At 73.8% G+C, this 13,997-nt stretch carries 3 protein-coding genes; 2 read left to right on the forward strand and 1 reads right to left on the reverse strand.

Annotated elements, in window-relative coordinates:
- The first annotated feature begins 52 nt into the window (after positions 1-52).
- Together DBP14_RS06380 and DBP14_RS06385 are read left to right on the forward strand one after the other, a co-directional pair.
- Positions 53-10,669: a type I polyketide synthase gene (locus DBP14_RS06380; protein WP_129306058.1), complete on the forward strand. Its 10,617-nt coding sequence runs from the start codon at positions 53-55 to the stop codon at positions 10,667-10,669.
- Positions 10,670-10,721: 52 nt separating this feature from the next.
- Positions 10,722-12,848 carry a condensation domain-containing protein gene (locus tag DBP14_RS06385; protein WP_164992261.1) on the forward strand — a complete coding sequence of 709 codons (2,127 nt, stop codon included), beginning with the start codon at positions 10,722-10,724 and terminating at the stop codon, positions 12,846-12,848.
- Positions 12,849-13,055: 207 nt separating this feature from the next.
- Here the strand turns inward: DBP14_RS06385 and DBP14_RS06390 are convergent, their stop codons facing one another.
- Entirely contained in the window at positions 13,056-13,955 is a 900-nt protein-coding gene (locus DBP14_RS06390) for a proline iminopeptidase-family hydrolase (protein ID WP_129306060.1), read from the reverse strand.
- Positions 13,956-13,997: the final 42 nt, after the last annotated feature.

Genomic DNA, 13,997 nt, shown 5'->3' on the forward strand with positions numbered 1-13,997 from the left:
GCCCGCCGCACAACCCAGCCAGTGGCATCACCCAGCCTGGAGTCCAGTGACCATGACCGAGTCCGCCGCTCAGCCCGACCACGACACAACCGCACCGTCCCTGTCGGCCGCCGTGCTCGCCGGGCTGCCCGGGTCCGCCCGGGAGCGGCGGCTGCTCCGGCTCGTCGTCGAGCAGGCCGGGGCCGCGCTGCGCAAGGCGGGCCGGGAACCGGACGGGGACCTCGACCCGGGGCGCCCGTTCCGGCAGTCGGGACTCGACTCGCTGGCCATCGTCGACCTGCAGCGGAGGCTGTCCGCCGCGACCGGAGTCGACCTGCCGGTCTCGATCGCCTTCGACCACCCGACCCCGCGCGCGCTCGCCGCACAGCTGGCGCGCGAGCTGCTGGGCGAGTCGCCGGCCGACACCCCCGACGAGTCCGGGTACGGCGTCCTCGATCCGGGTGAGCCGATCGCGATCGTCGGCATGGCCTGCCGCTACCCGGGCGGCATCGCCTCCCCCGGCGAGCTGTGGGACCTGGTCGCGGCGGGCGCCGACGCGATCGGCCCGCTGCCCGAGGACCGCGGCTGGGACGTGACCGGCCTGTACGACCCCGACCCGGACGCGCCCGGCAAGACGTACGCGCGCGAGGGCGGGTTCCTGTACGGCGCCGCCGACTTCGACGCGGACTTCTTCGGGATCAGCCCGCGCGAGGCCGCCGCCATGGAGCCGCAGCAGCGCCTCGCGCTGGAGACGTCCTGGGAGGCCCTGGAGCACGCGGGTGTGGACCCGGTGGCGCTGCGCGGCACCAGCACCGGCGTGTTCGTGGGCGCCGAGCCCCAGGAGTACGGCCCGCGCCTGCACCAGGCCCCCGAGGGCTTCGAGGGGCACCTGCTGACCGGCGCCGCGACCAGCGTCATCTCCGGCCGCGTCGCCTACACGCTGGGCCTTGAGGGTCCGACCCTGACCGTGGACACGGCGTGCTCGGCGTCCCTCGTCGCGCTGCACCTGGCGGCGAACGCGCTGCGCTCCGGCGAGTGCTCCCTGGCCCTCGCGGGCGGGGTCGCCGTGATGTCGAGCCCCGGCACCTTCACCGCGTTCAGCCGCCAGCGCGGCCTGGCCCCGGACGGCCGCTGCAAGCCGTTCGCGGAGGCCGCCGACGGCACCGGCTGGGCGGAGGGCGCCGGCTTCCTCGTACTGGAGCGGCTGTCGGACGCGCGGAGGAACGGCCACCGCGTCCTCGCCGTGGTCCGGGGCTCGGCCGTCAACCAGGACGGCGCCAGCAACGGCCTTACCGCCCCCAACGGCACCGCGCAGCGCCGCCTCATCCAGCGCGCCCTGGCCTCCGCGGGCCTCACCGCCGCCGACGTCGACGCGGTCGAGGCGCACGGCACCGGCACCCGCCTCGGCGACCCCATCGAGGCGGGCGCGCTGCTCGCGACCTACGGCCGGGACCGCGACCCGGAGGCACCCCTCTGGCTGGGCTCCGTCAAGTCCAACCTGGGACACGCGCAGGCCGCCGCGGGCGTCGCCGGGATCATCAAGATGGTGCAGGCGCTGCGCCACGAACTGCTGCCGCGCACCCTGCACGTGGACGAGCCGTCGACCCGGATCGACTGGTCGGCCGGCGCGGTGGAGCTGCTGACCGAGGCCCGGCCGTGGCCGGCCGGTGAGCGGGTGCGCCGCGCGGGCGTGTCGTCGTTCGGGATCAGCGGCACCAACGCGCACGTGATCGTGGAGGAGGCCCCGGCCGAGGAGCGGGCGGAGGAGTCGGCCGACGGGGTGGCCGTCGAACCCCCGGTCGTGCCGTGGCTGGTGTCCGGTACCACCGAGGAGGCGCTGCGCGCCCAGGCCGGGCGGCTCGCCGAGCGCCTGCGGGCCCGGCCAGACCTGACCGCCGGGTCCGTGGCGGCGGCACTCGCGGGCCGTACGGCGTTCCAGCACCGCGCCGCCGTGGTCGGCGCCGACCGGGACGCGCTGCTCGCCGGGGTGGAGGCCGTCGCCCGGGGCGAGGCCCCGCTGCGCGGCGAGCCGGCCGGCGGTCTGCTGGCGTTCCTGTTCACCGGGCAGGGCAGCCAGCGCCTCGGCATGGGACGCGGCCTGTATGTGACGTACCCGGTGTTCGCGCGCGCCCTGGACGAGGTGTGCGAGGCGCTCGACGTCTACCTCGATCGCCCGCTGCGGGACGTGATGTTCGGCGAGGACGGCCTGTACGGCGAGGCCGGCACCGAACTCGACGCGACCCACTACACGCAGCCCGCGCTGTTCGCCCTGGAAGTCGCCCTGTTCCGGCTGCTTCAGGCGTGGGGTGTACGGCCGGACGTGCTGGCCGGGCATTCGATCGGTGAGCTGGCTGCCGCGCACGTGGCGGGGCTGTGGTCGCTGGAGGACGCGGCGCTGATCGTGTCGGCGCGCGGGCGGCTGATGCAGCAGCTCCCTTCAGGGGGCGCGATGGCCGCCGTACAGGCGACCGAGGACGAGGTGCGAGCCGTATTGCCGGACGGCACGGGCATCGCGGCTGTGAACGGACCGATGTCGATCGTCGTGTCCGGCCCGGAAACAGGTGTGAACACGGTTGTCAGCCACTTCACGGGTGAAGGCCGTAAGGCGAAGAAGCTCACCGTGAGCCACGCTTTCCACTCACCTCTCATGGAGCCGATGCTCGCCGAGTTCCGTCAGTTCGCCCAGGTGCTGAACCCGATGCGGCCAAGCATCCCGATCGTCTCTACGCTGACCGGCCGCGAGGTGTCGTACGAGGAGCTGGCCGACCCGGAGTACTGGGTGCGGCACGTCCGTGAGGCCGTACGGTTCGCCGACGCGGTCCGCGCCCTGGAGGACCAGGGCGTCACCACCTTCCTGGAGCTGGGCCCGGACGCCGTGCTGACGGCGATGGGCGCCGAGTCCGTCACCGACGGCCGGCTGCTGCCCGTTCTGCGCCGCAACCACGACGAACCGGGCGCCCTGGCCGGCGCCGTCACCGAACTGCACCTGCGCGGGGCGGAGGTCGACTGGGCGGCCTACCTGGGCCCGGCCGCCTGTGCCGAGACCCCCGAACTGCCCACTTACGCCTTCCAGCGCAGGCGCTACTGGCTGGACGCCGTCGCCGACGGGCCCGCCGACCCGGCCGCACTCGGTGTGACGGACGCCGAACACCCGCTGCTCGGCGCCGCGTTGACGGTGGCGGGCTCGGAGCGGCTGGTCCTCACGGGCAGGCTGTCGGTGCGCAGCCACCCGTGGCTGGCCGACCACGCCGTCGGCGGCACCGTCCTGCTTCCCGGCACCGGATTCGTGGAACTCGCCGTCCGGGCGGCCGACTTGGCGGGCTGCTCGGCGGTGGAGGAACTCACCCTCCAGGCACCCCTGACCCTGGACGGCGGGCCCGAGGCGTGTGCCGACGTCCAGCTCGTGGTGGAGGAGCCGGACGCGGACGGCCGACGCGCGCTGACCGTGCACTCGCGCACCGCCGGCACGGACTGGGCCGACGCCGACTGGACGGTGCACGCGCAGGGCGTACTGGCACCGGCCGCCCCCGCGCCCGGATGGGAAGCCGAGGCCGAAGCGGAGGTCGAAGCCAAAGCCCAGGCCGGGATCTGGCCGCCGCAGGGCGCCCGGCCCATCGACGTGACGGACGCCTACGCCCGCATGGACGCCCAGGGATACGGCTACGGCCCCGCCTTCCAGGGCCTGCGGGCCGCCTGGCGGCGCGGTGAGGAACTGTTCGCCGAGGTGGCCCTGCCGGACGGCGTGGACCCGGCCGGCTACACCCTGCACCCGGCCCTGCTGGACGCGGCGTTGCACGTCATCGGCCTCGACGAGGACACAGAGAGCGCCGAACTGCCCTTCGCCTGGACCGACGTGACCGTACGGGCCGCGGGCGCCACCGCACTCCGCGTGCGCGTCACCCCGGCCGCCTCCGGCGTCCGGCTGCACCTGACGGACCCGGCCGGCGCGAGCGTGGCCTCGGTCGGCTCGCTGGTCCTGCGGCCCGCTGCCGTGGACGCGGGCCGGACGGTCCCGCTGCACCGGGTCGCGTGGACCCCGGCCCAGGCCGACGCGTCGGTGCGTACGGCCGACTTCCAGGTGGTGTCCGGCGCGACGGTGGCCGAGGTCCTCACCGCCCTGCAGACCGCGCTCACGGGCGAGGCCAGGCCGCTGGTGGTGACCCGGGGTGCGATGCCCGTGCACGGCGAGGCGGATGTCCGCGACCCCGAGCAGGCGGCGGTGTGGGGCCTGGTGCGGGCCGCGCAGGCGGAGCACCCCGGGCGCATCGTGCTCGTCGACACGGACGGCGACGCGGAGCTTCCGGGTGTACTGCCGGACGGCGAGGCGGAGTTGGCGGTTCGAGCCGGCCGCTGGCACGTGCCGCGGCTGGTGCGGGAGACCGTGCCGGCAGTCGCCGGCTCCTGGTCGACGGCGGGCACGGTACTGATCACCGGCGGCACCGGAGGCCTCGGCGCGCTCACGGCCCGGCACCTGGTGGCCGAGTACGGCGTACGGTCCGTGCTGCTGGTGGGCCGCAGGGGCGCCGACGCGCCGGGGGCCGCGCAACTAGCGGACGAATTGGGCACGTTGGGCGCGGCCGTCGCGATGGAGGCGTGCGACGTCTCCGACCGCGAGTCGCTGGCTGGCCTCTTCGACGCCCACCCCGGCATCACCGCGGTCGTGCACGCCGCCGGTGTCCTCGACGACGCCACCTTCGGCACGCTCACCCCGGAACGTCTGGAGGCGGTGTGGGCGCCGAAGGCCCGCGCAGCCCGGCACCTGCACGAGCTGACCGCCGACCGTGACCTCGACGCGTTCGTCCTCTACTCCTCGGCAGCGGCCACCTTCGACGCCCTCGGCCAGGCCAACTATGCCGCCGCCAACGCCTACTTGGACGCCCTGGCCACCCAGCGGCGCGCCCAGGGCCTCCCGGCGCTCTCGCTCGCCTGGGGCCTGTGGGACCCGGAGGCGGGCGGCATGGCGGCCGGCCTCGCCCCGGCCGACGTCTCCCGCGCGGCCCGGGCCGGCACGCCCGCGCACGGCGTCGCGGCCGGACTGGCGATGCTGGACGCGGCGGGCGGCGGCCTGCCGGACGCGGCGCATGTCCTGGCCCTGCGCCTGGACCAGGAGGCCCTGACCCGCCGGGCCCGCTCGGAGGAGCTGCCGCCGGTGCTGCGGGGCCTGGTCCGGGCCCCGGTGCGCCGCACCGCCGGCTCGGCCGCGGCCGGCAGCGGCTCCCTGGCGGACGAGCTGGTCCGCCTGGACCCGGCCGACCGCGAGCGCCGGCTGCTGACGCTCGTCCGCACACACGTCGCCGCCGCTCTCGGCCACGACGGCCCGCAGGCCGTGGACCCCGAGCGCGGCTTCGGCACCCTCGGCTTCGACTCCCTCGCGGCGGTCGAACTGCGCAACAAGCTGGGCGCGGCGACCGGTCTGCGTCTGCCCGCCACCCTGACCTTCGACTATCCGAACACGGCGGCCGTGGCCCGCTACCTCGACGAGCAACTCGTGGGCACGGCCGAGGAGTCGGTGGCCGCGCCGACGCCGACCGGGCTGCCGGGCGGCGACGACCCGGTCGTGATAGTCGGCATGGCCTGCCGCTACCCCGGCGGAGTGACCTCCCCCGAGGACCTGTGGAGGCTCCTCGCGGCGGGCGGCGACGCGGTCTCCGAGTTCCCGGACGACCGTGGACCGCTGTGGCAGGAGTCGTACGACCCCGATCCGGAGGCGGTCGGCACGACGTACGTCAACCAGGGCGCGTTCCTGGACCGTGCGGCCGGCTTCGACGCCGACTTCTTCGGCATCAGCCCGCGTGAGGCGCTGGCGACGGACCCGCAGCAGCGGGTGCTGCTGGAGACCTCGTGGGAGGCGTTCGAGCGGGCGGGCATCGACCCGGCGGCCCTGCGCGGCAGCGCGACCGGCGTCTTCGCCGGCGTCATGTACCACGACTTCGCCCCGCGTCTGCACGATGTGCCGGAGGAGCTGGCCGGCTATCTCGGCAACGGGGGTCTCGGCAGTGTGGTGTCGGGCCGGGTGTCGTACGCGCTGGGTCTTGAGGGTCCGGCGGTGACGGTGGACACGGCGTGTTCGTCGTCGCTGGTCGCGGTGCACCTGGCGGCGCAGGCGCTGCGGGGCGGCGAGTGCACGCTCGCTCTGGCCGGTGGTGTGACGGTGATGTCGACGCCGGACACGTTTGTCGACTTCTCCCGGCAGCGGGGGCTTGCGTCGGACGGCCGGTGCAAGCCGTTCGCGGAGGCCGCCGACGGCACCGGCTGGGGCGAGGGCGTGGGTGTCCTCGTCCTGGAGCGGCTGTCCGATGCGCGCCGCAACGGCCACCGCGTGCTGGCGGTGGTCCGGGGTTCGGCGGTCAACCAGGACGGTGCGAGCAGCCAGCTGACCGCGCCGAACGGGCCGTCCCAGCAGCGTGTCATCCGGCAGGCCCTCGCCTCCGCCCGGCTTGCCACGACCGACGTCGACGCCGTGGAAGGTCATGGCACCGGCACCCGCCTCGGCGACCCGATCGAGGCGCAGGCGCTGCTCGCCACCTACGGGCAGGACCGAGCCGAAGGAGCCCCGCTCTGGCTGGGGTCCATCAAATCCAACCTCGGCCACACGCAGGCTGCGGCCGGTGTCGCCGGGATCATCAAGATGGTCCTCTCCCTGCGCAACGAGCAGCTGCCGCAGACCCTGCACGTCGACGCTCCGTCCTCCCACGTCGACTGGTCGGCGGGGGCAGTGGAGCTGCTGACCGAGGCCCAGCCGTGGAAGGCGGATGAGCAGCGGGTACGGCGGGCGGGTGTCTCCTCGTTCGGGATCAGCGGGACGAACGCCCACGTGATCGTCGAGGAACCCCCGGCCGAGCAGCCCGCGGAGGCCGTGGAGCCGGTCGCGCTTCCGGTCGTCCCGTGGATCGTGTCCGGCAAGACGGCGGAGGCGGTACGGGCCCAGGCGGCACGGCTGCTGGAGTACGTCACGGAACGCCCGGGACTGGAGCCGGCGGATGTCGGCTGCTCACTCGTCACGCAGCGGTCGGCGTTCGCCTACCGGGCGGGTGTGGTGGCGGGGGACCGGGAGGGGCTGCTGGCCGGGCTGGCGGCGGTGGCCGAGCGGGAGATTCCGGCGGCTGCGTCCGGTTCCGTGGCGTTCCTGTTCACGGGGCAGGGGAGTCAGCGAGCGGGGATGGGACGGGAGCTGTATGAGGCCTTCCCGGTGTTCGCCGCTGCGTTGGACGAGGTGTGCGATGCGCTGGATGCGCATCTCGAACGGCCCCTCAAGGAGGTCATGTTCGGCGGGGAGGGGCTGGACGAGACGGGGTACACGCAGCCCGCCCTGTTCGCCCTGGAAGTGGCCCTGTTCCGGCTCTTGGAGGCGTGGGGTGTACGGCCCGACGTGCTGGCCGGGCATTCGATCGGTGAGCTGGCTGCCGCGCATGTGGCGGGGTTGTGGTCGCTGGAGGACGCGGCGACGCTGGTCGCTGCTCGTGGCCGGCTGATGCAGGAGTTGCCTGCGGGCGGTGCGATGGCGGCTGTGCAGGCGACCGAGGACGAGGTGCGGGCCGTGTTGCCGGACGGCACGGGCATCGCGGCTGTGAACGGGCCGAACGCGATCGTCGTGTCCGGCCCGGAAGCGGGTGTGAACTCGGTTGTCAGCCACTTCACGGGTGAAGGCCGGAAGGCGAAGAAGCTCACCGTGAGCCATGCTTTCCACTCGCCGCTGATGGAGCCGATGCTCGCCGAGTTCGAGCAGATCGCCGCCCAGCTCACGTACCAGGACCTCACGGTCCCGATCGTCTCGACGCTGACCGGTCAGACGGTCTCCTACGACGACCTCTCCCAGCCCTCCTACTGGGTCCGCCACGTCCGCGAAGCCGTCCGCTTCGCCGACGCGATCGCCACCCTCGACGGCGAGGGCATCGCCACCTTCCTCGAACTCGGCCCCGACGCGGTCCTGACCGCCATGGCAGCCGACCCCCGAGCCGTCCCCACCCTCCGCCGAGACCGCACCGAACCCCAAGCCCTGACAGAAGCCCTCACCCGACTCCCCTCCGTCGACTGGACGGCACTCTTCGGCCCCGACCGCAACCCCGTCGACCTCCCCACCTACGCCTTCCAGCACGAGACGTACTGGCTGGCAGCCACGGCGGCCCGGGCGGGCAACGCCTCGGAGTTCGGGCAGTCGGATGCGGGCCATCCGCTGCTCGGGGCGGCGGTGGAGTTGCCGGACGGCGAAGGCGTGCTGTTCACCGGCCGGCTGTCCCTCTCCACCCACCCCTGGCTGGCCGAGCACGCCGTCAACGGCACCGTCATCGTGCCCGGCGCCGCCCTCGTCGAGATCGCCGTACGCGCCGGAGACCAGATCGGCCGCGGCACCGTACGCGACCTCACCCTGCACGCCCCCCTCGTCGTACCCGAGACCGGCGCCGTCGCCCTGCGCGTCCGCGTCGGGGAGGGCGACGAGCCGGCAGTCACCGTGCACTCGCGTCCCGACGGGGAGACATCCTGGACCCTGCACGCCGAAGGCGCTCTCTCTGCAGAGGCCGTCGAACCCGTTGATCTCGGGTCCTGGCCACCGGCCGGTGCCGAGCCGATCGACGCCTCGACGCTCTACGACGATCTGTCCGCCATGGGCCTCGGCTACGGTCCCCTCTTCCAGGGGCTGACCACCGCCTGGCGGGTTGCTGACGGTACGGTCTGCGCCGAGGTGTCACTGCCCGAGGGGACCGACCCCGACTCGTTCGCGCTGCATCCGGCACTGCTGGACTCGGCGCTGCACGTCCTCACCTACGCGGGTGCGGCCGATCGTGCCGAACTGCCCTTCTCCTGGAGCGACGTGGCCGTCCACGCCTCGGGAGCGACGGCGCTGCGCGTGCGGGTCACCGGTGAGGGGTCGGGATATCGGCTCGACCTCGCGGACGCGGCGGGGGCTCCGGTGGCCACGGTCGGCTCGCTGGCGCTGCGGCCGCTGGCCGTGGAGTCCGGCACAGTGCGCGACCTGTACCGGATCGACTGGACACCGGTCTCCTCGCAGCAGACCGACCCCACCACGTCGTACACGATCCTCCAGGCCGCCACGGCCACCGAACTGCTCCCCCTCCTCCAGGCCCGCCTGGAGGACGAACAGCCCCTGCTCGTCCACACCCGCCAGGCCGGCACCGACCCCGACCAGGCCGCGATCCGCGGACTCGTACGAGCCGCCCAGGCCGAACACCCCGACCGGATCGTCCTCATCGACACGACCGGCGACCTGCCCGACCACATCCCGACCGGCGAACCCGAACTCGCGCAGAACGACAGCCAGTTCACGGCACCGCGACTGACCCGGGAGACCGTCGTGGCGGAAGGCTCCTGGTCCACCTCCGGGACGGTGCTCATCACCGGCGGTACCGGTGGGCTCGGCGCGCTCACGGCACGGCATCTCGTCGGCGCCCACGGGGTGCGCGGTCTCCTGCTCACCAGCAGGCGTGGACCGGACGCGCCGGGTGCCGCCGAACTGAGCGCCGAGCTGGAGGCAGCCGGTGCGAAGGTCGAGGTCGTCGCCTGCGACGTCTCCGAGCGGGAGGCGGTCGCGGCGCTGCTGGAGGCCCATCCGGACATCACCGCCGTCATCCACACGGCAGGCGTCCTGGACGACTCGACCGTGGACCGGATGACCACGGACAGCCTGGCCAAAGTCTGGGGACCGAAGGCCGCCGCGGCCCGGCATCTGCACGAGCTGACCGCCGGCCGGAACCTGGACGCGTTCGTGCTCTACTCCTCCACCGCCGCCACCTTCGACGGGACCGGACAGGCGAACTACGCTGCGGCGAACGCCTACTTGGACGCACTGGCGGCCGAGCGGCGGGCCCAAGGGCTGCACGGTGTGGCGCTCGCCTGGGGTCTGTGGGACCCGGAGGTCGGCGGCATGGGGGCCGGGCTCAGCACGGCCGACGTGGAGCGGGTGGCCCGGACCGGGCCGAAGGCGCTGGGGCGCGTGGCCGGTCTGGCGCTGCTGGACGCTTCGCTGCTGAGCGCGCGGGCGCATCTGCTGCCGGTACCGTTCGACACGGGCGCGCTGGAGCGGCGGGCCCGGGACGGAGGGCTGCCCGCGATGCTGCGGGGGCTCGTCCGGGTGCCGGTGGCCCGGCGGCGCGGTGCGGCGGCCGAGGCCGCCCAGGGCCCGGAGGCGCTGAAGGAGACGCTGCTGCGCCTCCCGGCCGCCGAACGAACGCCGTACGTACTGGAGTTGGTCCGCGGCAAGGTGGCCGCCGTGCTCGGGCACGCCTCCGGTGACGCGGTGGACCCGGAGCGCGGGTTCGGCGGGCTCGGGTTCGACTCGTTGGCCGCCGTGGAGCTGCGCAACCAGCTGGCGCCGCTGACCGGGCTGCGACTGCCGGCCACGCTGACGTTCGACTACCCGACGTCCGAGGCGCTCGCCGAGTACGTGCGCGAGCAGCTCGTGCCCGACGAGACCGGACCTGCCGCGCTGCGCGCCATGGAGAGTGAACTGGCGGCGCTCGAAGCGAAGTTGTTGGGCGTCGGCGAGTCGGACGGGCTGGACGCCGACGACCACGCCCGAGTGGCTCAGACGCTGCGTACGCTCGCCGCGCGCTGGTCCGAGCTGCACTCCCCCGGCGGCGGCGCCGACGCGGCCGCCGAGTCGCTGGCGGAGGCCGACGCCGAGCAGATCTTCGACATTCTCGACAGTGAGTTCGAGGGCATTGACATCGACTGAGCGATCGACTGACCAGCCCCACCGGGCTGTTACCGCGATGAGGAGCACCGTCATGGCCACGCGCAAGGAGACCGACCTGTGGCTGCTGGAGCGGCTCGTACCAGGGGCCGGGGTCAACAATCTGTCCGTCACGTTCGATGTCGACGGCCGTCTTGAACCGGCCGCGCTGTCCCGGGCGTTGACACTCGTCGTACGCCGGCAGGAGATCCTGCGGACCGTGTTCCGGGCCGGGGACGGCGAGCTGGACAAGAGCGTCCTCGCGCCGGAGGCGGTGGAGATCTCCGTGTCCGGCGTCCCGGTGGGGGCGGGCGAGGCGGGGACGGCCGTACAGGAGTTCGTGGCGGCACCGTTCACGCTGGACGGGTCCCTGCTGGTCCGGGGGGTCGTGTTCCTGCCCGAGGACGGCGGCTGCACGGTGAGCGTGGCCCTGCACCACCTGGTGTTCGACGCGATGTCGACGGTGTCCTTCCTGGGTGAGCTGCTGAGCGCGCTGGCCGATCCCGACGGCTACGACACGACGCCGGTCGCGGCGGCCGTGGAGCCCGAACCGGCCGCCGAGAGCGTGGAGTTCTGGCGTGAGCAGCTGCGCGGGTTCAAGGGCGGCGCGGAGGGGGGCGGGCTGTGGTTCGGCAACCCGCCGTCCGACACTCCGGATCTGGCCGGCGAGAGCACCTGGTACACGCTGTCCCGGCCGGCCCGCGACGTCGTACGGCGGCTGTGCCGCGAGCTGCGCGCCCCGGAGGCCGTGATCCTGCTGTCCGCGTACTGTCTGCTGCTGTCGCGGCACGGCGCGGGCAAGGACCTGGTCGTGGGGTCGCCGGTGAGCGTGCGGCCGGCCGGGCACGAGGCGGCGATCGGCTACCACGTGAACGTGCTGCCGCTGCGCGTGCGGATCGACTCGACGAAGCCGTTCAAGCGGCTGGTGAACCGCGTGCGGTCGGTGTTCCTGGAGGGGATCGGGCACAGCGGGGTGCCGGCCGAGCGGGTGCTGGACGAGGTGCGGGAGGCGGAGGCCGGCGCGAGCTGGCGGAACTCGCTGTGCACGCACCTGTTCAACTACGTGCCCGGCGGTACCTCCGGCGACTTCCAGGTGGCTGGCTTCCCGGCGCGGATGCGGGAGGTGGAGAACGGGTTCAGCAAGTTCGACCTGGAGTTCTTCTTCATGCCGGGTCCGGCGGCCGAGCCGGGCGGTGAGGAGGAGCTGCGCATCCGGGCCGTGTTCCGCACGCAGGTGTTCTCGCCGACCGAGGTGGGACTGCTGCTCGCCCGCTACGACGCCCTACTGGTCCGGCTGGGTGAGGAACTCGCCTCTCCAGTGGGCGAGTTGTCCGTGTGGAGCGACGCGGACCGGGCCGCGGTGGCCGGCGGTCACCGGCACGGCCTGCCCTCGGCGCTGCCCTGCTCCCCCGCCGTCGCCCAGTTCTCCTCGTACGACCCCGGCGAGTGGTCGGCCGTACGGGCCCTGGTGTCGGCCCCGGACGGCGGTGAGCTGCCGGTGCGGGTGCGCGGGGAGCTGTGCCTGGCGGAGGCGGACGGCACCGTACGGCACACCGGGGAGCTGGCGCGCTGGCTGCCGGACGGCCGGCTGGAGCTGCTGGGCCGGCTGGACCGGCAGGTCACGGTGCAGGGTCTGACGTTCGGACTGGACGAGGTCGACGCGGTGCTGCTGGCGCACGCCGAGGTGGCCGGAGCGGCGAGCGTGGCGGTCGGCGGACGCGTCGTGTCGTTCGTGGCGCCCGCGGGAGGGGCGGCACCGGCCGAGGGGCTGGCGGAGCGGCTGCTGAAGCAGATCCGCGTGTCGCTGCCGGGCCCGGCCGAGCCGGACCGGGTGGTCGTCGTGGACGCCCTGCCGTCGGTCGGCGGGCGGCCCGACCTGGAGGGGCTGCGGCTGCGCGCCGAGGCGCAGGTGCGGGGGGCCGTGCCGGCCGAGGAGGCGCCCGTCGACACCGAGGAGCTGACCGATCAACTCCTCGCGCTGTGGCGCGAGTTCCTGAAACGGGAGGATCTGAAGGCCGGGTCCGGGTTCTTCGCCAGCGGGGGGCATTCGCTGCTGGGGGTGCAGTTGCTGCAGCGGATCAAGCGGACGACGGATGTGAAGGTGCGGATACGTCTGGCCGACTTGTTCGCGCATCCTACGCCGCGGGCGCTGGCGGGGTTCATCGCGGAGAGGTCGGAGTAAGCGGGGCGGGGGCGCGTCTGCCGGGTGCTTCGTCGTTGCCGGGTGCGGGTGCGTTGTGGCTTGTCGCGCCCACGCGGCGGAGCCGCACATCGGCAGGGTCCCGCGCCCCTGGGGGGCGGGCTTCGCCCGGCCCCCCAGCCTCACCCCGCCCAACGGTGAAGGGCCGGACCTCTTTCAGGTCCGGCCCTTCACCGTTGGGCTGCTGCCTCAGTCCAGGTCGGCTAGCCAGGTTCGCATGACCTCGTTGAAGCGGTCGGGTTCCTCGACGTGGGGCATGTGGCTGGACTCCTCGAAGAGTTCCCAGCGGGAGTTCGGGATGTGGTCGAGGAAGGGGCGGATCGTGGCCTCGGTGGCCTCGTCGTGGGCGCCGGTGATGATGAGGGTGGGGACCTCGATCGCGGGAAGGCGGTCGATGACGGTCCAGTCCTTCAGGGTGCCGATGACGTGGAAGTCGGCGGGGCCGTTCATGGTGCCGTAGACCGTGGGGTCGCTCTGCAGGGCGAGGAGGGTCGTGCCGACCTCCGGGGGCAGCGGGCGGGCCCGGCACAGGTGGCGTTCGTAGAAGGCGAGGACGGCACGCTGGTAGTCGGCGTGGGCGTAGTCGCCGGTGGCCTCGTGGCGGCGCAGGGTGTCGCGGACGTCAGCCGGCAGGGCGTCCTTGAGGCGCTCGCACTCGGCACGCCACAGGGGCATCGACGCCGGGGAGTTGGCGATGACGAGGCCGCGCAGGCCGGCCGGGCGGCGTACCGCGTGTTCCGCGCCGAGCATGCCGCCCCAGGACTGGCCGAAGAGGAGATAGTCGTCGGCGATGTCCAAGTGCGCCAGGAGCGCGTCGAGTTCGTCGAGGAAGAGGCCGACGGTCCAGAAGTCGGCGCCCTTGTCGGGGAGATGCGTGGACTGGCCGTTGCCGAGCTGGTCGTAGTGGATGACCGGGCGGCCGTCGGAGGCGAGCGCGGTGAGGCTGAGAAGGTAGTCGTGGACGGAGCCGGGGCCGCCGTGGGCGACGACGAGGGGCGTGCGGCCGCTGTGCAGGTCTCCGGTGACGCGGTACCAGGTGTGGTGGCCGCGGAACGGGACGACGCCCTTGCGGCTGGGGGCCAGGAACATGAGGGTCCTTCTCGGTCGGATGCAGAAGAGGGGGAGCCGGAA

Origin of the sequence: Streptomyces sp. L2, from assembly GCF_004124325.1 — a bacterium.
Lineage (GTDB): Bacteria > Actinomycetota > Actinomycetes > Streptomycetales > Streptomycetaceae > Streptomyces.